Origin of the sequence: Pseudomonas parafulva, from assembly GCF_002021815.1 — a bacterium.
Classification (GTDB): Bacteria; Pseudomonadota; Gammaproteobacteria; order Pseudomonadales; family Pseudomonadaceae; genus Aquipseudomonas; species Aquipseudomonas parafulva_B.
This window is the reverse complement of record NZ_CP019952.1, coordinates 3,294,703-3,318,563: the sequence shown is the minus strand read 5'-3', so window position 1 is coordinate 3,318,563 and position 23,861 is coordinate 3,294,703. Positions and strand designations below refer to the sequence as shown.

The following is a 23,861-nucleotide window of genomic DNA, read 5'->3' as shown; positions in this document are numbered from 1 at the left end:
CCCACGTTGGTCGCCCGCGTTGTTACGCAATCGGTAAAACACCGTTGCATCTAAGACTAAGGTCGTCTGGTTGCCGTCCAACAGCCGCATAAAGTAAGGGTGTGGGTTACATTCCCTCTCTGTGCTGCTAGGACAAAAACAATGAACGACAGCATTTACCTCTCGATACAAAACAGCCCCCGTTTCAAGGAGCTGGTCAGCAAGCGCGAACGGTTCGCCTGGATACTCTCGGCGATCATGCTCGGGCTCTATTGCGCTTTCATCCTTCTGATCGCCTACGGCCCCCAGATACTGGGCGCCAAGATCAGCCCTGATTCATCGATCACCTGGGGCATTCCCCTGGGCGTCGGGCTGATCATCTCGGCATTTGTCCTGACCGCCATCTATGTGCGCCGTGCCAACGGCGAATTCGATGAGTTGAACAAGGCCATCCTGAAGGAGGCGCAACAATGATTCGTCCTGCCAAGACACTGGCCGTTCTGGCCTGCGGCGTCTTTGCACCCGCCGTGTGGGCTGCCGATGCCCTGACCGGCGAGGTGCAGAAACAACCGCTGAACGTTTCTGCCATCGCCATGTTCGTGGCCTTCGTGGCCTTCACCCTGGGCATCACCTACTGGGCTTCCAAGCGCAACAAGTCCGCCTCGGACTACTACGCTGCCGGTGGTCGCATCACCGGGTTCCAGAACGGCCTGGCCATTGCCGGCGACTACATGTCGGCAGCCTCGTTCCTGGGTATTTCCGCCTTGGTGTTCACCTCCGGCTACGATGGCTTGATCTACTCCATTGGCTTCCTGGTAGGTTGGCCGATCATCCTTTTCCTGATCGCCGAGCGCCTGCGTAACCTGGGCAAATACACCTTCGCCGACGTCGCCTCCTATCGCCTGGGGCAAAAGCAGATCCGCACCCTGTCCGCCTCAGGGTCGCTGGTGGTGGTGGCCTTCTACCTGATCGCACAGATGGTAGGTGCCGGCAAGTTGATCGAACTGCTGTTCGGCCTGGACTACCACGTGGCCGTGATTCTGGTCGGTATCCTGATGTGCCTGTACGTGCTGTTCGGCGGCATGCTGGCCACTACCTGGGTACAGATCATCAAGGCGGTGCTGTTGCTGTCGGGTGCAAGCTTCATGGCGCTGATGGTGATGAAGCACGTAGGCTTTGACTTCAACACCCTGTTCTCCGAAGCCATCAAGGTGCATGCCAAGGGCGAGGCCATCATGAGCCCCGGCGGTCTGGTCAAGGACCCCATCTCGGCCTTCTCGCTGGGCCTGGCCCTGATGTTCGGTACGGCTGGTCTGCCACACATCCTGATGCGCTTCTTCACCGTCAGCGATGCCAAGGAAGCCCGCAAGAGCGTGCTCTACGCCACCGGTTTCATCGGTTACTTCTACATCCTGACCTTCATCATCGGCTTCGGCGCGATCCTGTTGGTCAGCACCAACCCGGACTTCAAGGACGCAGCCGGCGCCTTGCTGGGCGGTAACAACATGGCCGCCGTGCACTTGGCCAATGCCGTGGGCGGAAGTGTGTTCCTGGGCTTCATCTCGGCCGTGGCCTTCGCCACCATCCTGGCGGTCGTGGCAGGCCTGACCCTGGCGGGCGCCTCGGCGGTTTCCCATGACCTGTACGCCAGCGTGTGGCGCAAGGGCAAGGCCAACGACAAGGACGAAATCCGCGTCTCGAAGATCACCACCGTTGCGCTGGGCGTCCTGGCCATCGGACTGGGCATCCTGTTCGAGAAGCAGAACATCGCCTTCATGGTGGGCCTGGCCTTCTCCATTGCGGCCAGCTGCAACTTCCCCGTACTGCTGCTCTCGATGTACTGGAAGAAACTGACCACCCGTGGCGCCATGATTGGCGGCTGGCTAGGCCTGATCAGTGCAGTGACGCTGATGGTGCTCGGCCCGACCATCTGGGTGCAGATCCTTGGCCACGAGAAAGCCATTTACCCTTACGAGTACCCAGCCTTGTTCTCGATGCTGATCGCCTTCGTGGGCATCTGGTTCTTCTCGATCACCGACAAGTCCACGGCTGCCGAAAACGAGCGGGCGCTGTTCTTCCCGCAGTTCGTGCGCTCGCAGACTGGCCTGGGCGCTTCAGGGGCGGTATCGCACTGATTCGCAGGCATGAAAAAACCGCGCCTCGGCGCGGTTTTTTTTTGCTTCACTAAATCATGCCGAGCAACAACAACACCAGCAAGATCACCAGCACCACACCGACGATGCCGGACGGGCCATAACCCCAGCTGCGCGAGTGCGGGAACACCGGCAAGCCGCCAATCAACAGGAGGATCAGGATGATGATGAGAATCGTGGTCATGGAGGAGTCCTTGCGTGGTTGAGGGTCAAGGGCCCAGGTTGCCGGCCTCTTGTAATTAATGACCGACGCCGCTTGTGAAAGATTCCATCGGCGTGTTGGCCATCGCCCCGTCTTTGTGCGCAGCGGGCGGTTCATGGCCGCTCATTCACTTGCCTGATAAGCACCCGCCCTGGGCATCGGCTTGATTAGACTGGGGCCACACCCTCTGAAAAAAGGCAGTCGCCATGCATAAGCGCATCATGATCACTGGCGCAGGCTCCGGGCTGGGCCGCGAAATTGCCCTGCGGTGGGCGCGCGAAGGCTGGCGCCTGGCGTTGGCCGATATCAGCGAGGCTGGCCTGCGCCAGACGCTTGAAATGGTGCGTGCCGCGGGCGGGGACGGGTTCGTGCAACGGTGCGATGTACGCGACTACAGCCAGCTCACCGCGCTGGCACAGGCGTGCGAGGAGCACTTCGACGGCATCGATGTGATCGTCAATAACGCCGGGGTGGCATCAGGCGGGTTCTTCGCCGAGTTGTCGCTCGAAGACTGGGACTGGCAGATCTCGGTAAACCTCATGGGCGTGGTCAAGGGCTGCAAGGCTTTCCTGCCGCTGCTTGAGCGCAGCAAAGGGCGCATCGTCAACATCGCCTCCATGGCAGCGCTCATGCAGGGCCCAGGCATGAGCAATTACAACGTCGCCAAGGCGGGAGTGCTGGCGCTCTCGGAAAGCCTGCTGGTGGAGCTGCGCCAACTAGAGGTGGGTGTGCACGTGGTCTGCCCGTCATTTTTCCAGACCAACCTGCTGGACTCGTTCCGTGGGCCGGATCCGGCCATGAAAGCGCAGGTCGGCAAGTTGCTGGAAGGCTCGCCCATCAGTGCCAGCGATATCGCCGAGTGCATCTACCACCAGGTGGCTGACGGGCAGTTTCTGATCCTGCCCCACGAAGCGGGGCGCCAGGCCTGGGCGTTGAAATGCCAGGCACCTGAACGGCTGTACGATGAAATGGCCGACATGGCAGTGAAGATGCGTGCGAAGGCCCGAACCCGTTAAGGAGTAAGGCGGCTCTGTAAGAAAGGTTTCCTAGCCGTGTCGGGTCTTTCTGAATGAGGGTGGAAGTATTGAGTAGCCAAATGGCTAAGCTGCACGCTCCGGTTTTCCCTTTCGCTGGAGAACCGGAACATGTTGGTAATAGGACGCGAAGTGGGTGAGGTCATCATGATCGGCGATGACATCCGAATCATGGTGGTAGAGACCCGGGACGGGATGGTGCGCTTCGGTGTCGATGCACCCCGGGAGGTGCCGGTGCACCGCGCCGAGGTCTACAGGCGCATCAAGGAAACGCAATGTGCCAGGGCGCGCCGGGCGCACAAGGCTTCATAGGCCGCCTGGAGTCGCCCCGCATGTGCCTTACTCCAGCAGTTCGCGAGGCACGTCGTGCTTGGCCAGCAGCTGGCACTGCTGGCTTTCAGGGTCGAACAGGATGAACGCCTGCCCCTTGGCCAGCGCCTGGCGGACCCTCAGCACACGGGTTTCCAACGGCGTGTCATCACCATTGTCGGTGCCGTCGCGGGTCACGAAGTCCTCGATCAGGCGGGTGAGGGTGTCGGCTTGCAAGTGTTCGTAGGGAATCAGCATGGGTAACGTGTCTGAATGAGTTGTAGGCATCCTACGCGATTTCGATGGCGCAGGGACCGCCCGCCAGGCGGTCCCGCACTTGCTGTCAGGTCTTCTGACCGACCAGGCTGTCCACCGCCGGCACGCGCGTGTCGCTCTCCATCTGCGCATCGTGTTCGAGCTGATGACTGAAGCGCTCAAGTGACGCATTGGCTGGCTGCGAGTCGCTGGCAAACACGGGCGGGCTCAACAGGTAGGCCGACAACAATTGGCTCAACGCGGCCAGGCTGTCGATGTGCGTGCGCTCATAGCCGTGGGTGGCATCGCAGCCGAAGGCGACCAGCGCCGTGCGGATGTCATGGCCCGCGGTCACCGCCGAATGGGCATCACTGAAGTAGTAGCGGAACAGGTCGCGGCGTACCGGCAATTCCTGTTCGCCTGCGAGCTTGAGCAGGTGTCGAGACAAGTGGTAGTCGTACGGCCCGGACGAATCCTGCATGGCCACGCTGACGGCGTGCTCACTGGAGGCCTGGCCGGGCGCGACCGGGGCGATGTCGATCCCGACGAACTCGCTGACATCCCAGGGCAGGGCGCCGGCGGCTCCCGAGCCGGTTTCTTCGGTGATGGTGAACAGCGGGTGGCAATCGATCAGCGGCTGGCGGCCACTTTCCACCACGGCTTTCAAGGCGGCCAACAAGGCAGCGACCCCGGCCTTGTCGTCCAGGTGGCGGGCGCTGATATGCCCGCTGTCGGTGAACTCGGGCAGCGGGTCGAAGGCCACGAAGTCGCCGATCCCTATGCCCAGCGCCTCGCAATCGGCACGGGTGGCACAGTAGGCATCCAGGCGCACTTCCACATGATCCCAACTGATGGGCATCTGGTCGATGGCGGTATTGAAGGCATGCCCGCTGGCCATCAGTGGCAGTACGCTGCCACGAAATACGCCTGCATCGGTGAACACGCTGACGCGGCTGCCTTCGGCGAAGCGGCTGGACCAGCAGCCCACAGGCGCCAGGGCCAGGCGACCGTTGTCCTGCACCTGGCGCACGCTGGCGCCGATGGTGTCCAGGTGCGCGGAGACGGCGCGGTCCGGGGAGCTTTGACGCCCTTTGAGGGTGGCGCGAATGGTGCCGCGTCGGGTCAGTTCGTAGGGAATGCCCAGCTCGTCCAGGCGCTCGGCCACGTAGCGCACGATGGTGTCGGTGAAGCCTGTAGGGCTGGGGATGGCGAGCATTTCCAGCAAGACGCGCTTGAGGTACTCGAGATCGGGTTCGGGATGTCGTTCAGACATGTCCAGGCCTCCGGTCGGTTGAAAAAGCGTTGGATGATCCGGTCGTCACGGTCGAGCGGGAGCGGCGCCGGCGCCGGGCTCCCGTCCGAGCGAAGCATGGGTGTATCAGGCCAGCGGCCTGCTATGGGGGAACAGCAGGTCGATGAAGCGTTCTGCCGTCGGTTGCGGCTCGTGGTTGGCCAGGCCTGCACGCTCGTTGGCCTCGATGATGACGTAGTCGGGTTCGCTGGCATCCTTGACCATGAAATCGAGGCCCACCACGGGTATCTCCAGTGCCCGCGCTGCACGGATGGCCGCATCGGCGAGGGTAGGGTGAAGGCGTGCCGTGACATCTTCGAGCGTGCCGCCGGTGTGCAGATTAGCGGTGCGCCGCACGGCCAGCTGGCGGCCCGCGGGCAACACATCCTCATACCCAAAGCCGGCCGCGGCCAACGTGCGCTCGGTCTCACCGTCTACTGGGATCTTGCTTTCGCCGCCAGTGGCCGCCTGGCGCCGCCGGCTTTGTGCATCGATCAGCGCGCGGATGCTGTGCGTACCATCGCCCATCACCTGCGCCGGATGGCGAATCGCGGCCGCGACCACTTCATAGCCGATGACCACGATGCGCAAGTCGTGCCCGGCATGGAAGCTTTCCAACAGCACGCGGCTGTCGAACTGTCGAGCGTGTTCGACCGCACGCGTGACGTCTTCGATGGTCGTGAGGTTGACCGCAACGCCTTGGCCCTGTTCGCCATCCACGGGTTTGACCACGACCGCGCCGTGGTCCTCGAGGAACGCCAGGTTGTCATCGGCGTTACCGGCCAGTTGCTGCGCCGGCACCAGCAGACCTGCATTGTGCAGGGCGTGTTGGGTCAGGCGCTTGTCCTGGCACAAGGTCATGGTCACGGCGCTGGTCAGGTCGCTGAGCGACTCCCGGCAGCGTACGCGGCGACCGCCCAGGCTCAGGGTAAACAGACCGGCAGCGGCGTCGCACACCTGCACCTCGATACCCCGGCGCAGGGCCTCATCGACGATGATGCGCGCATAGGGGTTGAGGTCAGCCTGTGGGCCAGGGCCCAGGAACAGGCGCTCGTTGATGACGTTCTTGCGCTTGACGGCGAACGTGGGCAGGTTGCGAAAGCCCAGTTTTTCGTACAAGCGCTTGGCCTGGCGGTTGTCGTGCAACACCGACAGGTCCAGGTAGGCCAGGCCGCGGCTCATGAAGTGCTCGATCAGGTGGCGCACCAGCACTTCACCCACCCCAGGACGGGTGCAGTGCGGGTCTACGGCCAGGCACCACAGGCTGCTGCCGTGTTCCGGGTCATCGAAGGCCTTGGCATGGTTCAAGCCCATGACACTGCCGATGATCGCGCCACTGTCTTCGTCTTCGGCCAGCCAGTACACCGGTCCGCCCAGGTGCCGCGGGGTGAGCAGCTCAGGGTCCACGGGCAGCATGCCGCGTGCCTGGTAGAGCGTGTTGATGGCTTGCCAGTCACTGGGGTTTTGCGCCCGACGCACGCGAAAGCCGCGAAATACCCGTTGTGCCGGGCGATAGTCGGTAAACCACAGGCGCAGGGTGTCCGAGGGGTCCAGGAACAGTTGCTGCGGCGCGTGGGCCAGCACCTGCTGGGGCGCCGCCACGTACAGGGCAATGTCGCGTTCGCCGCGGCATTCGCCCAACAGGTCTTCGGCCAGTTTGGCCGGGTCGGCATAGGTATGCCCGATCAGTAGCCGTCCCCAGCCACAGTGCAGGGCACGTGGCTGGTCGTGGGGCTCGCTGCCATCGCCCGCAAGGCGTGCCTGCAGGCGCTCGTAAGAGGGCGCCTGGCCGCGCAGCAGGCGCTGGCCATAGGCCGTTTCGTGGGCTTTCATGGGTTCAGAGTCCTTGTTCGGTCAGCCACAGGTTCAGCGCCGCCAACTGCCACAGTTTGGAACCGCGCAGGGGGGTAAGCTGGCCGTGCGGGTTGCTCAGCAGACGGTCGATCATGGCCGGATTGAACAGGCCGCGGTCCTGGCTCGGGTCGGTCAGCAGGTCGCGTACCCAACCCAGGGTGGCGCCTTCGAGGTGCTTGAGGCCAGGCACCGGGAAGTAACCCTTCTTGCGGTCGATGACTTCATGCGGAATCACCCGGCGCGCCGCCTCCTTGAGCACCTGCTTGCCGCCGTCGGGCAGCTTGAAGCGTGCCGGAATGCGAGCCGACAGTTCTGCCAGGCGGTAGTCCAGAAACGGCGTACGGGCCTCCAGGCCCCAGGCCATGGTCATGTTGTCCACACGCTTGACCGGGTCGTCCACCAGCATCACCGTGCTGTCCAGACGCAGAGCCTTGTCTACGGCCGCGTCAGCGCCAGGGCGGGCGAAGTGTTCACGGACGAAGTCGCCAGCAGCATCGTTCTCCAGCTGCCAGACCGGCTGCACGGTGTCACGGTATTCGGCATGGCTGCGGTCGAAGAACGCTTCGCGGTACGCCGCGAATGCATCGTTGGCGCCATCGACCTGCGGGTACCAGTGGTAGCCGGCAAACAGCTCGTCGGCGCCCTGGCCGCTCTGCACGCCCTTGCAGTGCTTGGCCACTTCGCGCGACAGCAGGTAGAAGGCGATGCAGTCATGGCTGACCATCGGCTCGCTCATGGCGCGAAACGCCGCAGGCAACTGATCGATGATCTCGTGCTCGGCAATGCGCAGTTGATGGTGGCGGGTACCGTAGTGCTTGGCGATCAGGTCCGAATACTGGAATTCATCGCCGCGCTCGCCGCCTGCGTCCTCGAAACCGATGGAGAAGGTCGACAGGTCATCCACGCCCACTTCGCGCAGCAGGCCGACCAGCAGGCTGGAATCGACACCGCCGGAGAGCAGCACGCCCACGTCGACCGCAGCGCGCTGGCGAATGGCAACCGCATCGCGGGTGGCGTCAAGGACCCGTGTGGTCCAATCCTCCAGGGTCAGGTCACGCTCATCCGGGTTAGGGCCGTACTGGAGTTGCCACCAAGTGCTGCGCTCGACTTCGCCGTGGCGGTCGATGCGCATCCAGGTGCCGGGTTCGAGCTTTTGCACGTTGGCCAGCAGCGTGCGCGGCGCCGGGACCACGGCATGGAAATTCAGGTAGTGGTTCAGCGCCACCGGGTCGAGCATCGGGTCGATGTCGCCCCCTTTGAGCAGCGCCGGCAAGGTCGATGCAAAGCGCAGGCGCTCGCCGTTGCGCGAGAGGTACAGGGGCTTTACGCCCAGGCGGTCACGGGCCAGGAACAGGCGCTGGCTGTCGCGCTCCCAGATAGCCAGGGCGAACATGCCGTTGAGCTTGGGCAGCAGGGCCTCGCCCCAGGCGTGGTACCCCTTGAGCAGCACCTCCGTGTCGCCGTCGGACCAGAAGCTATAGCCCAGGTCCAGCAGCTCCTGGCGCAATTCGGGGAAGTTGTAGATGGCGCCGTTGAAGGCCAGTGACAGGCCCAGGGTGCTGTCCTGCATGGGTTGGGCCGAGCCGTCGGACAGGTCCATGATTTTCAGGCGACGGTGGCCGAGGGCGATTGGCCCCTGGCTGTAAAAGCCCCACGCATCCGGGCCACGTGGCGCCAGGTGATGAGTAATTCGCTCAACGGCAGCCAGGTCGGCTGGGCGAGGGGCTTGACCGAGGGGGGTGAAACGCAATTCTCCAGCTAGTCCGCACATGTAACGTAAACCCTTTGAGTTTCGGCACTCATGGCGTCACTGGCTTTTCGCGCGTACCGCATTTGTACTGCTTCCCGCAGGCTTAGGCTGATCAAACTGCGCCCAGTCGTTGGGGCGTTGATCCACCTGGCGCATGGAGAGCAGCACCTGCACGCTGTGCCCGAGTTGCGCGGCGATGAATGCCGGGTTCATGCCGGCCACCTGGCACATGGTTGCGTACGTGTGGCGCGTGTCGTGCATCCTGCGGTGCCTGATACCAAGCATCCGCGAAGCTGCCAGCCAGTAACGTTTTTGACTCGCTTCGGGGCGTCTGAACAGCGCCGAACGGTCGTCTCTCCCACTGGGCGCGAACACATCATCTGAACGCGCCTCGGTGAGCGGTCTGGGTTTTTCGAGGGCGTACAAGGCCCGATCGTTCAATAAAACTTTGCGTGTGCGCTTGGTTTTGGTGCGATTTTCGAGGATTTCCAGTAGCCCAAGCCCCCCGGCATCGGCCCTGTTCAGGGCACCGATCAATCGCTCTCCAACCCAGCGCTGCGCCCGCCTGGACACGCTTTCGCAGGCTCGGTTGAAGCCCGCCAAGCAGGCGGTATGAATCATCGAAATGCCGTTCGTCGATGCCTGGCGGCGGTTAATCACTGACGACCATTGGCACGAGATGTTGACCCGGAACGATTTTGATGGTCATCTGCGCGCCTGTTTCAGGTGCCCCCTGCCGCCGTGCATGGGGTGAAACGGGAAGCCGGTTCGTCACCCCAGGGTGATCAGTCCGGCGCTGCCCCCGCAACGGTATGCGAGCGATGCTTTCGACAGACCACTGTGCCACCGGCATGGGAAGGTGACGGCATCATGACCCTCGCGAGCCCGGAGACCGGCCTGAAGCCTTGTTTGGCAAACCCGCGGTGGGCGGGCGCAGGCCGGTTTCCGTGGGCGCGTGCGCCTGCGTGTTCCCCATGCGTTGTTCCCTCCGGGATTCTTTCATTCCTGCTGCAAGTGGAAAGATATGTCCCGCTATTGTGTTTTTCTTACCCCTCAAGGGGCGTTGCTAGGCGCGAGCCTGGTGCCCTGTGTGTGCATGGCCGTCCCGATTCAGGCAGCCGAAGATGTCCATGCGCTGGCATTGCCCGCCACAGCCATCACCGGCACTGCCGAGCAGAACCCTCCCGTGGACCTGCACACTCCTGGCACCAGCGGTTCGCGCCTGAACCTCACGCCCTTGGAAACGCCAGCCAGCGTCACCCGCATCGGCGCCGAGCAAATTCTCGGGCGCAACAACGCCACGGTGCAGGACGCGGTGACCCGCACCCCCGGCATCACTTTCGTCGGCACGCCTGGCAACGGCGGCACTGCGCTTTCGGCCCGTGGCTTCACCGGCCACAGTTCGACCATGCAGCTGTATGACGGCACCCGCCTGTACGTGGGCGCCGGCACCGTCACGTTTCCCGTGGACACCTGGTCAGTAGAACGCATCGACGTGCTGCGCGGCCCGGCTTCGGTGTTGTACGGAGAGGGCGCCACCGGTGCGGTGATCAACGTGGTGCCGAAAAAGCCCTTCGACGGCGAGGTTCGCAACCAGGTTCGCCTGGGCTACGGTTCCAATGATCGTCGGCAGTTGGCATTGGACAGCGGCGGTTCGCTGACCGATACCCTGAGTTATCGCCTGAACCTCAACAAGTTGCACAGCAATGGCTGGGTCGACCGTGGTGAGTCAGCCAGCGTTGCTGTCAGCGGTTCATTGCGCTGGCAACCGAACGACGATTTCAGCGTCACCCTCAGCCATGACTACGGTGACCAGGACCCGCAACAGTATTTCGGTACGCCGCTGGTCAATGGGCATTACCGTGAATCGCTTCGTGACCACAACTACAACGTGGCCGACGCCGAGGTGCATTACAACGATCAGTCCACTCGATTGGTCACGGACTGGGTGATCACCGACAACCTCACCGCCAATAACCAGCTGTATTTCCTCAAGGCCCAGCGCCGGTGGCGAAATGCCGAAAGCTACACTTGGCTGCCGGGCGACCAGGTGCAGCGCAGCAATTTCATCAGCATCAAGCAGACCCAGGAACAGATTGGGGATCGCCAATCGTTCACCCTGCAGCACACCCTGTTCGGCCTGGACAGCCAGACCGTGGTTGGCGCGGACTACAACGCGATCCGCTTCGTGCGCAAGCATGATTTTGGCAACACCTACACAGATACCGTGCCGCTATGGGGCTCGGGCGGCGGCGATTACATCAGCACCGACCCCTACCGCTCGCGCGAAGCGAACCAGGCCCGGCAATTCTCCCTGTTCGCCGAAAACCGCACGCAACTGACCCAGCGCCTGTCGTTGATCACCGGTGTGCGGCATGACCAGGTGCACCTGAACCGTGACGATCTGGACACCGATACCCGCACCGATCGCAGTCTGAGTGGCGACAACTGGCGGGCGGGCCTGGTGTTCGCGCTGACCGAGGACCTCTCGCTCTATGGTCAGTACGCCACCAGCACCGAAGGCGTGAGCAACTTGCTGACGCTCAGTGCAGCGCAACAAAGCTGGGACCTGAGTACCGCCAAACAGACCGAAGTCGGTGTCAAGCAGATGCTGCCTGAAGGCCGTGGCGAGTGGACACTGGCGGCGTACCACATCGTCAAGAAGAAACTCCTGAGTACCGATCCACTCAACCCCACCGTCCAGCAACAGGTCGGCCAGCAATCTTCGGACGGCATCGAGGCCACCCTGGCGTTGCGCCTGCCCTACGGTGTGCAGCTTTCGGCCAACGCCGCCTGGGTCCGCGCCGAGTACGACGAATTTGCCAGTGGCAACAGCGACTACAGCGGCAACCGGCCGATCGATGTGCCACGGCGGTCAGCCAACCTGTGGTTGAGCAAAGACTTTGGTCGGTTGTTCAGTGCCGGGGCTGGAGCGCGGTATGTCGACAGCCGCTATGGGGACAATGCCAATACCGTGCAGGTACCGAGCTACACCGTGGTCGACGCCAACGTTGACTGGCACGTGCAGCCGGACCTGACCTTGGGCCTGCAGCTCAACAACCTGTTCGATCGTCAGTACGCCACCACCACCGAAAATAACGGCCGGCAGTGGTACCTGGGTGGACCACGGTCTTTCTTCGTCACGGCCGATTACCGTTTCTGATCCGTCCCACCGGCCTGCGGGCCGGTGCTTGCTGGAGTGAATCCGATGACTCGACTGAGTATCGAAGGCCTGCACTGGGCAGTGCCCGAGGCGGGGCGCAGGGTGCGCCAGATCCTGCAAGGCGTGGACCTGCATGTGGACGACGGTGAGTGCGTAGGGCTTGTCGGCCCCAACGGCAGTGGCAAGACCAGCCTGCTACGTTGCGCCTATCGCGCCACGCAACCCACTGCAGGCAGGGTCAGCGTGAGCGGTGTCGATATCTGGCAACGCAGCCCGCGCTGGTGTGCGCAGCGTATCGCGGTGGTGCTCCAGGAGTTTCCTGGCGAATTCGGATTGAGCGTTGCCGAGGTGGTGAGCATGGGGCGCACGCCGCACAAGGCCCTGTTTGATGGCGACACGCCCGAGGACCGGCAAAGGGTCGCTCATACGCTTGTGCTGGTTGGGCTGGCAGGTCATGCCGAGCGTACGTTCGCTTCGCTATCCGGAGGCGAGAAGCAGCGCGTGCTGTTGGCCCGGGCACTGGTGCAAGCCCCTGAGCTGCTGATTCTCGACGAGCCGACCAACCACCTCGACCCGCGTTACCAACTTGGGCTTCTGCAGCATTTGCGCAGCCTGGGGCTGAGCACCCTGGCCAGCTTCCACGACCTCAACCTGGCTGCGGCATTCTGTGACCGGCTGTACGTCATCGACGCTGGCCGCATCCTTGTCAGCGGCACGCCCCAGCAGGTGCTGACCCGCGAACTGATCCAGGAGGTGTTTGGTGTCCAGGCGCTGGTCGACCTTCATCCGCTGCACCCTTACCCACGCATTACCTGGATAACCCGACCATGAGCGCTCGCTTTCTGATCGCCCTGATAACGCTGCTGCTGGCGCTGCCTGCCACGGCCAGCGAGTACCCGCTGAACGTGCGCAGTTGCGAGCGCCTGGTGACGTTCAGCAAGGCCCCCAAACGGGTGGTGGTGCACGATGTGAACATGACCGCCATGCTGCTGCACCTGGGGCTGCGAGACAGCATCATCGGCTACACAGGGTTCACCCGCAGTAAACACCGTGACCCATGGATCGACGCTGCGCTGGAGGGCGTGCCACAACTGGCAAGCCGTTATCCTTCCATTGAAACGCTGCTGGCGGTCGATGCCGACCTGTTCTTCGCCGGCTGGAACTATGGCATGCACGTGGGAGGGGCGGTGACCCCCGCGACGCTTGCGCCCTTTGGAGTGCCGGTCTACGAGTTGAGCGAGTCCTGCGCTTGGGTCATGTCCGGCCAACGTGCGAGCTTCGATGATGTCTATCGCGACCTGGATAACCTGGGGCGCATGTTCGATCACCAGCGCCAGGCCCAAGCGCTGATCGGGCAGATGCGCCAGCGGATCGCCGGGGTGCAAGCGCGGGCAGGGCAGGCGCAACACCGACCACGGGTCTTCTTGTACGACAGCGGCGAAGATCGCCCGCTGACATCGGGGCGCCTGGGCATGCCGCAGGCACTGATCGACGCAGCCGGTGGCGTGAACGTGATGGACGACGTGGCCGCCAGCTGGACCCAGGTGAATTGGGAAAGCGTGGTAGAGCGCGACCCTGACGTGATCCTGATCGTCGACTACGGACCCAGGACCTGGCAGCAGAAACGTGATTTTCTGTTGCACCAGCCCGCGTTGAAAGACGTACGGGCCATCCGCGAGCAGCGCTTCGTGCCACTGACCTACCTGCAGGTCACCCCCTCGGTTGAGAACGTCGAAGCCGTGGAGAAAATCGCCCGCGCCTTGCATCCCGAGCTGTTCGCAGCGGGGGCACCATGACCTTGGCGCGCAGCCCAGCGTGTTATGGCTGGCTGACCGTGGTGCTGGTCATCCTGTTGGTGGCGTCTTTGGTCGCGTCGCTGGCATTTGGCCCGGCATCGGTGCCCTTGACCCACGTCATCGGGATCGTCGCGCAACAGATGGGCATCGACTGGGGGCCTGCGCTCAGCAAGAGCCAGACGCACATCATCTGGCTCATCCGTGCCCCGCGTGTACTGTTGGGCGCATTGGTCGGGGCAGGGCTTGCCCTGGTGGGTACGGCCCTGCAGTCCGTGACCCGAAACCCACTGGCAGACCCACATTTGCTGGGTGTCAGCGCCGGCGCTGCGCTGGGCGCAGTGCTGGTGATGCTTTACGTCGGGGACTTCGTCGGTGTGCTCAGCCTGCCGCTGGCTGCGTTCGTGGGGGCGACAGGGAGCATGCTGCTGGTGATCGGCGTGGCGCGCCGCGGCGGACGCCTGGAAAGCGATCGCTTGCTGTTGGCGGGGGTGGCGGTGTCCTTCGTGCTGATGGCCGTGGTCAACCTGCTGCTCTATACCGGTGACCAGCACGCGGCGGCTTCGGTGGTGTTCTGGATGCTGGGTGGGCTGGGGGCTGCCCGCTGGGAGGTCATCTGGTTGCCGGCACTGTGCGTGCTGTTTGGACTGTGCGCGCTCCAAGTGATGGGGCGCGGCCTGAATGCATTGATGAGTGGCGAGCAGACCGCGATCAGCTTGGGCTTCTGTGGCCGGCGCCTGCGGCTTGAGGTGTTCATCTGCACCTCTTTGTTGACCGGGGTGCTGGTTTCGCTGTCGGGCGCCATCGGTTTCGTGGGCCTTATGGTGCCCCATGTAGCGCGCCTGCTGGTGGGGGCGGACAATCGGCGGTTGATGCCAGTCAGTGCGCTGCTGGGTGGGGTGTTTCTGGTCTGGGTGGATGTGGCCGCCCGCACCCTCATCGCACCGCAAGACCTGCCGATCGGCATTGCTACCGCAGCGCTGGGCGGGGTGTTCTTCATGCTGTTGCTCAAGCGGTAACGACACGGCAAGCCACCCTGGGGTGCTTGCCGTGCCCGGCATCAGAAGTCCAGGGTGAGCCCTGCATACAGCGCACGGCCGTCGCCGGGTGAGTGCAGTGACGCATCTGCCCCATCGGGGTCGTACCAGACATACTCGTAGTAGCGGTTGGTCAGGTTCTTCAACTGCAGGTCCGCGCTTATGGTTTCGCTGAGTTTGTACGTCGCCCCGAGGTTCATCAGCACGTAGCCGCCATAGGTACCTTGGGTGTTCTCCCGCTCCAGGTAGTAGTTACTCTGCCCGTTCGCCCAGGCAGTGAGCTGCAGCTTTGGAGTAGCCTGGTAGCTGATGCCGGTATTCCACAGGTGATGTGGCACGTGATCGATTTCCTGGCCCTTGCTACCTGGTAATGCGCTGCTGGGCTCAAGGATCTTGGAGTACTGCCAGGAGTACGACATCCATACCTCGGTGCGTTCATCCGGGTGCAGGTTGACCTGCAGGTCGTAGCCCCAGCGCCGTGTCTCACCGACATTGTCCGACTCCCCACTCGGGTCGTTCAGGCGCCGGCTCACTTCGCCAGAGGCGTCCTGACGCCAATAGGCCACACGGCCATCGACCCAGCTGGCCGGGGTGAACTTGACGCCGGTTTCCCAGCCTTCATTGATCGAAGGGGACAAGTCCTCGTTGCGCGGCGGCACCTTGTAGGCTGCGGCGCCGGTACCGACCTGGAAGGTGCGACCCCAGTTGGCGTAAACGCTGGCAAACTTCCATGGCGAATAGACAATGCTGAGCTTGGGCTGCTTGATCAGCCCGTAGTCGTTGATGTCGTAGCCCTGTCCGGTCATCTTGTTGGTGAAGTCACCACTGATCTTGTCCACCCGGTAGGCCGGCACGATCTTGAGCGACTCCAATGGCTCGATCTCTGCCTGTACGTAGGCACCGACTGTGTTGAAGTCGAAGTCCTGGTCACGGGTCTGCACCTGGCGTACACGCGCTTGGGTACGGTAGCGCTCGCTGCGGTTCTGTTGCTTCTGCACATCGCTTCCACCTTCCAGCGCAAAGGCGTGCAGCCAGTCCACCTCTGGTCGCCAGGTCAGCGAGGTGATGGCGCCGTACTGGTCCTCGTAGGTGTCGCGCTCCTGCTGTGAACTGGTGCGCCAGTACTGGGTCCAGCGACGGTCGTCATAGGTGTTGAGGTAGGTCTTGGCCGACCAGGACAGGGTCTCGGCCAGGTCAGTGTCCAAGTGCACGCTGACCTGGTTCATTCGCCGCGTGCCTTTGTCCGTGGCGTTGTAGTCATTGGTCATGCGCGGATGATGGCGGGCGTCGTCCTCGGTCAGGTAGCCCGCTTCCTGGGCTTCGGACTCGTAGTGGCGCGCGATCAGACCAAGGCGGTAGCTGCCATCGTCAGGGGTATAGAACCACTTGCCGCCGAAGCTGTAGCGTTCGGTGTCGGCGTGGTCGCGATAACCGTCGACCTGTTGGCGGGCGAAGAAGTAGTTCTGCGTCCAGTTGCTGGTCTCGATGCCCTTGGCCAGTTGCACCTCTCGGGTATTAAAGCTGCCGTAGCGCAGGCGCGCCTTGTTGTAGTTACCGCCGGTGCGGGTGTTGATATTGACGTTGCCGGCGATGTTGTTCAGCCCATAGCGCGGGTCGCTGGTGCCGCGCACCACTTCGATGCTGTCGATGTCCAGGGGGAACACCGCGTCGATGAAGGGCATGTTGCCGTCATTGGTGTTGCTGGGGATGCCATCGATCAGCAACTTGACAGCATTCACTTCGCCTTCGCCATTGAAGCCGCGAAACGACAGTTTGCCCGAGGTGGTGCCTTGGTTGAACTCGGTGAGCATCACCCCCGGTGCCCGGCGCAACAGCTCCCAGCTGTAGGCGACTGGCATTTTTTCGAGGATATCACCGCCTAGAATATCCACCGAACTGAGCACGCTGCTGGTGGCCAGCGGGCCGCTTTCGGTGCTGGTCACGCTGACCGCACCGAGGGTTAGCGTCGAGTTCTCGGCAGCGCGTGTTTCGGCAATGACCGATGACAAAGGGCTGAGGCTATAAACAGCGAGCACGGGCAGGACGGCGCGTGCGGTATGACGAAACGCAGACATGAAGTGTTTCCTGAAGACAGTCGAGCAGCGCTGCGCGCCGCATGTCGCGGGGCAGCAATGGGTAAGCAACGACGGGTCAGGCCAGGGGAGAGGCGCGGGGGTTGAGCTTGGGCCACTGTTCACGCGGCAACGGCAGCTTGTGGCTGTCACCGAGCAGCAGTGCGTCGGGCCAGTAGCGGGGGAACAGGTGGCGATAGTAGTCGCTGGCCAGCAAGGCATGCGCGGCATGGCCACAGCAGCAGTCACCCGCCTGATGCTTGATTGGCGGCTGATCGTCCAGTTGCGGCAGGTCGGCCTTGAGCTGGGCCAGCAGTGACTTGGGCAAGCTCTGCGCACCGTGCAGGCTGCAAAAGCTTCCCAGCATCAGCGATTGGCTGTCGATGCTGGGGGATTGCAAGGCACGATCGAGCGGCATCGCCAGCAGGTTGAACAGCACGGCAATGCCTGCAAGCAAACACACAAGTGAGCGTGCACGTACGGTCATCTGACCCCCAGGCGATCAAGGCCCGTATTAAGCCTCATTCGCGATCAGGTATGAAATGTCGCTGCTGCGCCCTATTGTCGCAGGGCGCCCGCCTGGGCGAGGCACCTGTTATTTGCCCCGAATCAGGCGCCGCAGTGCAAAGCGGTTGGGGTGGCAGGCTTCGGCGACCGTTCGCGGTACCGGCAGCGGTTCGCCGCAGACCCAGGCCGCCACCAGTTCTGCGCTGAGCGGGGCCGTGATCAGGCCCCGCGAGCCGTGGCCGCTGTTGACGTACAGGCCCTCAAGCCAAGGGCACGCCACCTGCGGCACTTGTCGCGCGTCCCGGGCAAGCGCTGCATAGGCCTGGGCAAAAGCGTGGTCGTCGGCCAGAGGCCCGACGATAGGCAGGTAGTCCGGGCTGGTACACCTGAAAGCGACGCGGCCTTCAAGCGCCTGCGCATCGAACCCCGCCGCGCCAAGACGGTGGGACAGGTCTGGGGAAATTTCCTCCAGCAGCGCCAGGTTGCCCTCATGTTCGGCCGCTGTGGGGGTCAGGTCAGTGCTGTGGAAATCGAAGCTGGCGCCTAGGGTGTGCTCGCCGCATCGCGCGGGCGCCACATAGCCTTGCGCGCACACCACGGTGCCCAGCGACCGGCTTTGGGGTGTTGCGGGCAGTCGGGTGACCTGGCCACGAATACGCTTGAGCGGCAAGCCGGCGCACGGTTCGAACCGTTTGACCTCGGCAGCACTGGCCAGGATCATCACCGGCGCGTCGGCCAGCATCTGGTCACCGGCCCAGGCCTGCCACCGCCCCGCGACTTTGTGCAGCGACAGCACCTCCTGGTGCGTGACCAGGCGGATGTTGGGATGCTCAAGCTGCTGGCGGCACAGGGCGGGCGGATGCACCCAACCGCCTTCGGGATAGAACAGCCCGCCTGCCGGTAGGGTGATGCCGGCGGTGGCCTGGGCCTGCTCCTGGGTCAATGCGTGCACAAGACCGGGGCCGAAGGCCTGCACCAGCTTGCCCTGGCGCGCCGCTTCCTTGTCGTCGAAGGCCAGTTGCAGGACGCCGCAGGCGTCCCAGTCCTCGCCGCGCTGAAGGTGCTCAAGCTGACGGCGGGTGTAACCGAAACCGGCGAGAATCATCCGGGACAAGGCCGTGCCGTGCGCCGATAGCTTGAGGTACAGCACCCCCTGCGGGTTGCCGGACGCTTCCTGCGCCGCTGACCCATGCCGCTCCAGTACCGTGACCTGCCAGCCGCGTCGGGCCAGGCTTGCCGCCGTGCAGCTGCCGGCCAGCCCGGCACCCACCACCACGGCCTGACGCGGCCCATCCCCTGCCGGCGGGCGGGTATACCAGGGCGCTGTAGGGGCAGGGGTCGGGCCCACATACACCCCGCTCATCACTTCCCACTTCTTGCCGATGCCAGGCACCTTCTTCATGGCAAAACCCGCCTCCACGAGGCTGCGGCGTACCCAGCCGGTGGTGGTGAACGTACCCAGCACGGTGCCGGGGTGGGACAGCCGCGCCAGTTGCGCGAACAGTGCCGGGGTCCACATGTCGGGGTTCTTGGCAGGGGCAAAGCCATCGAGGAACCAGACGTCGACCTGGGCGTCGAGCTCCGGCAATTGCTCGAGCACATCACCAATCAGCAAGGTGAGGGTGACGCGTCCACCGTCGAAGGTGAATTGCTGATACCCCGGATGCACCGCCACGTATTGGGCCAGCAAAGGCTGGCTGTAGGCGGCCAGCTCCGGCCACAGACTGATGGCACGGGCCAGGTCATCGCGGGCCAGGGGGAATTTCTCGACGCTGACGTAGTGAAGCCTGGCATCTGCGTGGGCGTGTTGCGCGAACAGTTGCCAGGCGCAGTAGAAATTCATGCCGGTGCCAAAGCCCGTCTCGCCGATGACCATGCAGGCCTCAGGCGCCATTGCAGTGAAACGTTCAGCCAGGCGGGTTTGTCCGAGAAACACATGGCGGGTTTCATCGATGCCTTCATTGACGGCGAAGTACACGTCATCGTAATGCCGCGAATGAGGGCGGCCCTGTTCGTCCCAGTCGATCTGGGCGTGCTGGAGCGGGGGAGTTACGGTCATGGCAGGTGCACAGCGACAAGCGACTGAAGAAGTGGCGATAGTCGCATGACTGGGGCTTTCTTGCAGCCCGAGCTCCCAACCCAGGTGGGCTTTTGCGCTAGTCTTGTCTATCCATTGAAGGAGCCCGTGCATGTTCGAATCTGCCGAAATTGGTCACAGCATTGACAAGCAAACCTACGACGCCGAGGTACCCGCCTTGCGTCAGGCACTGCTCGAGGCCCAGTATGAGCTCAAGCAGCAAGCGCGTTTTCCGGTCATTGTGCTGATCAACGGCGTGGAGGGGGCCGGCAAGGGCGAGACGGTCAAGCTGCTCAACGAGTGGATGGACCCGCGCATGATCGATGTGCTCACCTTCGATCAGCAGACCGACGAGGAACTGGCGCGGCCACCGGCCTGGCGTTACTGGCGCGCCTTGCCGCCCAAGGGGCGCATGGGGGTGTTTTTCGGCAACTGGTACAGCCAGATGCTGCAGGGGCGCGTGCATGGGGTGTTGAAGGACGCGGTCCTGGACCAGGCCATCAACGGTGCCGAACGCCTGGAGCAGATGCTGTGCGATGAAGGCGCGTTGATCATCAAGTTCTGGTTTCACCTTTCCAAGAAGCAGATGAAGGCGCGGCTCAAATCCCTCAAGGACGACCCCTTGCACAGCTGGAAGATCAGCCCGCTGGATTGGCAGCAGTCACACACCTACGACCGCTTCGTGCGTTTTGGGGAACGTGTGTTGCGCCGCACCAGCCGCGATTACGCACCTTGGCACATCGTCGAGGGAGTTGACCCCAATTACCGCAGCCTGGCCGTCGGGCGCATCCTGCTCGACAGCTTGCAGGCGGCCCTGGCCAATAACCCCAAGGGCAAGCACGTGGGCAATGTCGCGCCGCTTGGACGCAGCATCGACCAACGTAGCCTGCTGGGTGCCCTGGACCTGAGCTTGCGTCTGGACAAGGCGGACTATCAGGAGCAACTGGTCACCGAGCAGGCGCGCCTGGCCGGTTTGCTGCGTCACAAGCACATGCGCCGTCATGCCTTGGTAGCAGCCTTCGAGGGCAATGATGCGGCGGGCAAGGGTGGTGCGATCCGGCGCGTGGCCGCTGCCCTGGATCCGCGTCAGTACCGGATCGTGCCCGTTGCCGCACCTACCGAAGAAGAACGCGCGCAGCCTTACCTGTGGCGTTTCTGGCGGCACATTCCCGCGCGTGGCAAGTTCACCATCTTCGACCGTTCCTGGTATGGGCGGGTGCTGGTGGAGCGGGTCGAGGGGTTCTGCAGCCCTGCCGACTGGATGCGTGCCTATGGCGAAATCAACGACTTCGAAGAACAACTGGTGAATGCGGGCGTGGTGGTGGTCAAGTTCTGGCTGGCCATCGATCAGCAGACCCAGCTCGAGCGCTTCGAGGAGCGTGAGCAAACCCCGTTCAAGCGCTACAAGATCACCGAGGACGACTGGCGCAACCGCGACAAATGGGACGACTACAGCCAGGCCGTGGGCGATATGGTCGACCGCACCAGTAGCGAGATCGCGCCCTGGACGCTGGTTGAAGCCAACGACAAGCGCTGGGCACGGGTCAAGGTTCTGCGCACCATCAACGAAGCACTGGAAGCGGCGTTCGCCAAGCACAAGAAGTAGGCCGGGCTCGTACACCTGACATGAATGTGGGCTTGGGCAGCACAGCCGCGATCCGGCGTGTTGCCCGTATCATGCCCCCACAGAATGACGTGATGAATTCTTTTCCCGGCAGGGCTGCTCAGCTTGCCTGCGCAGCCCCGTAGAATTCAGCCACCCCCACCACGGATCTGATCGAGGACACCATGCACACCACCTCCGGCCGTTGGGTTCACGGCCTGCTGCTTGCCCTGCTGACGGCACTGCTGTGGGGCATCCTGCCGATCAAGCTCAAGCAGGTGTTGCAGGTGATGGACCCGTTGACGGTGACCTGGTATCGCCTGCTGGTGTCCGGTGGACTGCTGTGCGCCTGGCTGACGGCCAACCGCCGCCTGCCGTCGTTCGGCCGGCTCACGCCCAAGGGCAGGGGCCTGGTTGGGGTGGCGGTGCTGGGCTTGATGGGCAATTACGTGCTGTATCTGATCGGCTTGAAGTTGCTCAGCCCTGGTACCGCGCAGCTGGTGGTGCAACTGGGGCCGGTGCTGCTGCTGGTGGCCAGTGTGTTCGTGTTTCGCGAGCGCTTCAGCGTGGGGCAGGGGGTGGGGCTGTTGATCCTGCTGGCAGGCTTCGGGCTGTTCTTCAACCAGCGCCTGGAGGAGCTGTTGACCTCCCTTGGCGCCTACACCACCGGTGTGCTCACCATTGTGCTGGCCACCAGTATCTGGGTGTTCTACGCCTTGAGCCAGAAGCAGTTGCTGACGATGTGGAATTCCCAGCAGGTGATGATGGTGATCTACCTGTGCTGCGCGGCGCTGCTGACGCCCTGGGTGCAGCCGCTGGAGGTCTTGCAACTGAGCCCCGTACAGGGCTGGCTGCTGCTGGCGTGCTGCCTGAATACGCTGGTGGCCTATGGCGCCTTTGCCGAAGCCCTGGCGCATTGGGAGGCTTCCCGGGTCAGTGCGACGCTGGCATTGACGCCATTGGTGACGTTCGTGGCGGTGGCACTGGCTGCGCTGGCGTGGCCTGATTATGTGCAGGCCGAGCAGATCAACCTGTTGGGGTATGTAGGGGCCGTGGTCGTGGTGGCAGGCTCTGCGCTGGTAGCGCTCGGGCCTTCGCTGGTGGCGGGATGGCGGGCACGTCGTGCCCGGCTGGCGCAGGTGTCCTAGGTGTCCTAGGTGTTGGGGGCGGGTAACACTTAGCTGGCCCAGATGCGGTGCAAGGCAGTTGCTTGCACATCAAATGCGCAAGCCTTCTTGGCGTTGCCAAAAAAGGGGCCACGCAGGCAGCCCCCCAACACCTCAACCCTTGCCACCCGGCGCCAGCATGTTTTCAGGCTTTACCCACTCATCGAACTGCTCGTTGGTCAGGTAGTCCAGCTCAAGCGCTGCCTCACGCAGGGTCTTGCCCTCACCATAGGCTTTCTTGGCAATCTCGGCAGCCTTGTCGTACCCGATATGCGGGTTCAGTGCCGTCACCAGCATCAGCCCCCGCTCCAGGTGTGCGGCCATCTGCTCGGCATCTGGCTCGATGCCCGCCACGCAATGCTCCTGAAAGTTGCGGCAACCGTCTGCCAACAATTCGATGGACTGCAGCAGGTTGTGGATGATCACCGGCTTGAACACGTTCAGCTGCAGATGCCCCTGGCTGGCGGCAAAGCCGATGGTGGTGTCGTTGCCCAGCACCTGGCAGGCCAGCATCGACAGCGCCTCGCACTGGGTCGGGTTGACCTTGCCGGGCATGATCGAGCTGCCGGGCTCGTTGGCGGGCAAGCGCACCTCGGCCAATCCCGCACGGGGGCCTGACCCGAGCAGGCGCAGGTCATTGGCGATCTTCATCAAGGCCACCGCCAGGGTTTTCAGCCCCCCTGCCAGGCTGGTCAGCGGCTCGTGCCCGGCCAGCGCTGCAAACTTGTTGGGCGCGGTCACGAAGGGTAGCCCGGACAAGGCAGCCAGCTCGGCAGCGATGGCTTCGGCGAAGCCCTGGGGCGCATTGAGGCCCGTGCCCACCGCCGTGCCGCCCTGGGCCAGCTCATACACCGCCGGCAGGCTGGCGCGGATGGCGCGCTGGGCATAATCGAGCTGCGCCACGAATGCCGAGACTTCCTGGCCGAAGGTGATCGGCGTGGCATCCATCATGTGCGTGCGCCCGGTCTTGACCAGGCGATGATGACGGGCCGACAACTCGGCCAGGCCCGAGGACAGCTCGGCGATGGCCGGCAGCAGTTGCTCGTGCACGGCCTGGGCGGCTGCGATGTGCATGGCGGTGGGGAAGCAGTCGTTGGAGCTCTGGGAGCGGTTGACGTGATCGTTGGGGTGCACCGGCGACTTGCCGCCGCGCACCTGGCCGGCCAGTTCGTTGGCGCGACCTGCGATCACCTCGTTGACGTTCATGTTGCTCTGCGTGCCACTGCCGGTCTGCCAGACTACCAGTGGGAATTGATCGTCATGCTTGCCATCGAGGACCTCGTCGGCGGCCTGCTCGATCAGCCGGGCAATGTCGGCGGGCAGGGCGCCGTTGCGGTCGTTGACGCGGGCAGCGGCTTTCTTGATCAGGGCCAGGGCATGCAGCACGGCGAGCGGCATGCGTTGCTGGCCGATGGCGAAGTTGATCAACGAGCGCTGGGTCTGGGCGCCCCAGTAGGCGTGCTCAGGAACTTCGACCGGCCCAAGGCTGTCTGTTTCGATACGGCTCATGCTGCATTCACTCCCTTGTCAGTCAGAATCAGCAGTTTAGGCCCTCATGCGACCTGGCGGTTCAATCGCCTGTCGTGCTACTTGAGCAGCTCGCCCTGGCGGGCGCA

General features: G+C 63.4%; 20 protein-coding genes and 1 riboswitch. Of the genes, 10 read left to right on the top strand and 10 right to left on the bottom strand.

Annotation, left to right across the window (positions count from 1 at the left end; all coding sequences use genetic code 11):
* The first annotated feature begins 141 nt into the window (after positions 1-141).
* Both B2J77_RS14830 and B2J77_RS14825 read left to right on the top strand, forming a co-directional pair.
* A complete protein-coding gene (locus B2J77_RS14830; protein WP_058605639.1) occupies positions 142-453 on the top strand; it encodes a DUF485 domain-containing protein in 312 nt (103 codons plus the stop codon).
* Complete coding sequence (locus tag B2J77_RS14825; RefSeq protein WP_058637553.1) at positions 450-2,114, top strand: cation acetate symporter; 1,665 nt, start codon at positions 450-452, stop codon at positions 2,112-2,114. The genes B2J77_RS14830 and B2J77_RS14825 overlap by 4 nt, the downstream gene beginning before the upstream one ends.
* 49 nt (positions 2,115-2,163) lie before the next feature.
* On the opposite strand, the gene B2J77_RS14820 is transcribed toward B2J77_RS14825, so the two are convergent.
* Complete coding sequence (locus B2J77_RS14820; RefSeq protein WP_012271016.1) at positions 2,164-2,316, bottom strand: DUF3309 family protein; 153 nt, start codon at positions 2,314-2,316, stop codon at positions 2,164-2,166.
* Positions 2,317-2,540: 224 nt separating this feature from the next.
* Between B2J77_RS14820 and B2J77_RS14815 the strand changes: the two genes are divergently transcribed.
* Both B2J77_RS14815 and csrA read left to right on the top strand, forming a co-directional pair.
* The gene (locus tag B2J77_RS14815) at positions 2,541-3,350 is read left to right on the top strand and encodes an SDR family oxidoreductase (protein ID WP_058637554.1); all 810 of its coding nucleotides are present in this window, start codon (positions 2,541-2,543) and stop codon (positions 3,348-3,350) included.
* Between the two features lie 129 nt (positions 3,351-3,479).
* On the top strand, positions 3,480-3,680 hold the full coding sequence (csrA, locus tag B2J77_RS14810; RefSeq protein WP_058605637.1) for a carbon storage regulator CsrA: 201 nt from the start codon (positions 3,480-3,482) through the stop codon (positions 3,678-3,680).
* A gap of 27 nt (positions 3,681-3,707) precedes the next feature.
* Here csrA and B2J77_RS14805 read toward each other — a convergent pair whose 3' ends face one another.
* The 5 genes from B2J77_RS14805 to B2J77_RS14785 all read right to left on the bottom strand — a co-directional run bounded on the left by B2J77_RS14805 (position 3,708) and on the right by B2J77_RS14785 (position 9,448).
* Positions 3,708-3,935: a YheU family protein gene (locus B2J77_RS14805; RefSeq protein WP_023533767.1), complete on the bottom strand. Its 228-nt coding sequence runs from the start codon at positions 3,933-3,935 to the stop codon at positions 3,708-3,710.
* 85 nt (positions 3,936-4,020) lie between these two features.
* A complete protein-coding gene (locus tag B2J77_RS14800; RefSeq protein WP_058605636.1) occupies positions 4,021-5,205 on the bottom strand; it encodes an osmoprotectant NAGGN system M42 family peptidase in 1,185 nt (394 codons plus the stop codon).
* Between the two features lie 105 nt (positions 5,206-5,310).
* Positions 5,311-7,056: an N-acetylglutaminylglutamine synthetase gene (gene ngg, locus B2J77_RS14795; protein WP_058637556.1), complete on the bottom strand. Its 1,746-nt coding sequence runs from the start codon at positions 7,054-7,056 to the stop codon at positions 5,311-5,313.
* 4 nt (positions 7,057-7,060) lie between these two features.
* Entirely contained in the window at positions 7,061-8,848 is a 1,788-nt protein-coding gene (locus B2J77_RS14790) for an N-acetylglutaminylglutamine amidotransferase (RefSeq protein ID WP_058637557.1), read from the bottom strand.
* Between the two features lie 36 nt (positions 8,849-8,884).
* Complete coding sequence (locus B2J77_RS14785) at positions 8,885-9,448, bottom strand: tyrosine-type recombinase/integrase (protein ID WP_078478925.1); 564 nt, start codon at positions 9,446-9,448, stop codon at positions 8,885-8,887.
* Between the two features lie 86 nt (positions 9,449-9,534).
* Positions 9,535-9,743: riboswitch (cobalamin riboswitch) on the top strand.
* Between the two features lie 108 nt (positions 9,744-9,851).
* Between B2J77_RS14785 and B2J77_RS14780 the strand changes: the two genes are divergently transcribed.
* From B2J77_RS14780 to B2J77_RS14765, 4 genes are read left to right on the top strand one after another with little or no spacing between them, the layout of a single operon-like run.
* A complete protein-coding gene (locus tag B2J77_RS14780) occupies positions 9,852-11,990 on the top strand; it encodes a TonB-dependent receptor (RefSeq protein WP_078478924.1) in 2,139 nt (712 codons plus the stop codon).
* A 45-nt stretch (positions 11,991-12,035) separates the two neighbouring features.
* On the top strand, positions 12,036-12,821 hold the full coding sequence (locus B2J77_RS14775; RefSeq protein ID WP_078478923.1) for an ABC transporter ATP-binding protein: 786 nt from the start codon (positions 12,036-12,038) through the stop codon (positions 12,819-12,821).
* Complete coding sequence (locus tag B2J77_RS14770) at positions 12,818-13,786, top strand: ABC transporter substrate-binding protein (RefSeq protein ID WP_078478922.1); 969 nt, start codon at positions 12,818-12,820, stop codon at positions 13,784-13,786. The genes B2J77_RS14775 and B2J77_RS14770 overlap by 4 nt, the downstream gene beginning before the upstream one ends.
* The gene (locus B2J77_RS14765) at positions 13,783-14,802 is read left to right on the top strand and encodes a FecCD family ABC transporter permease (protein WP_058637562.1); all 1,020 of its coding nucleotides are present in this window, start codon (positions 13,783-13,785) and stop codon (positions 14,800-14,802) included. The genes B2J77_RS14770 and B2J77_RS14765 overlap by 4 nt, the downstream gene beginning before the upstream one ends.
* A gap of 41 nt (positions 14,803-14,843) precedes the next feature.
* Here the strand turns inward: B2J77_RS14765 and B2J77_RS14760 are convergent, their stop codons facing one another.
* The 3 genes from B2J77_RS14760 to mnmC all read right to left on the bottom strand — a co-directional run bounded on the left by B2J77_RS14760 (position 14,844) and on the right by mnmC (position 19,458).
* Positions 14,844-16,895 carry a TonB-dependent receptor gene (locus B2J77_RS14760; protein ID WP_078478921.1) on the bottom strand — a complete coding sequence of 684 codons (2,052 nt, stop codon included), beginning with the start codon at positions 16,893-16,895 and terminating at the stop codon, positions 14,844-14,846.
* Positions 16,896-16,971: 76 nt separating this feature from the next.
* Positions 16,972-17,379, bottom strand: a complete 408-nt coding sequence (locus tag B2J77_RS14755; protein ID WP_078478920.1) for a DUF2946 family protein — start codon at positions 17,377-17,379, stop codon at positions 16,972-16,974.
* Between the two features lie 108 nt (positions 17,380-17,487).
* Positions 17,488-19,458 carry a bifunctional tRNA (5-methylaminomethyl-2-thiouridine)(34)-methyltransferase MnmD/FAD-dependent 5-carboxymethylaminomethyl-2-thiouridine(34) oxidoreductase MnmC gene (gene mnmC, locus B2J77_RS14750; RefSeq protein WP_078478919.1) on the bottom strand — a complete coding sequence of 657 codons (1,971 nt, stop codon included), beginning with the start codon at positions 19,456-19,458 and terminating at the stop codon, positions 17,488-17,490.
* 130 nt (positions 19,459-19,588) lie between these two features.
* Here mnmC and pap point away from each other — a divergent pair, with 130 nt between their 5' ends.
* A complete protein-coding gene (gene pap, locus B2J77_RS14745) occupies positions 19,589-21,082 on the top strand; it encodes a polyphosphate:AMP phosphotransferase (protein ID WP_058637566.1) in 1,494 nt (497 codons plus the stop codon).
* 182 nt (positions 21,083-21,264) lie between these two features.
* Positions 21,265-22,227 (top strand): DMT family transporter, encoded by a 963-nt coding sequence (locus B2J77_RS14740; RefSeq protein WP_058637567.1) that lies wholly within the window; start codon positions 21,265-21,267, stop codon positions 22,225-22,227.
* 132 nt (positions 22,228-22,359) lie between these two features.
* Here the strand turns inward: B2J77_RS14740 and B2J77_RS14735 are convergent, their stop codons facing one another.
* Complete coding sequence (locus tag B2J77_RS14735) at positions 22,360-23,754, bottom strand: class II fumarate hydratase (protein WP_058605623.1); 1,395 nt, start codon at positions 23,752-23,754, stop codon at positions 22,360-22,362.
* Between the last annotated feature and the right edge of the window lie 107 nt (positions 23,755-23,861).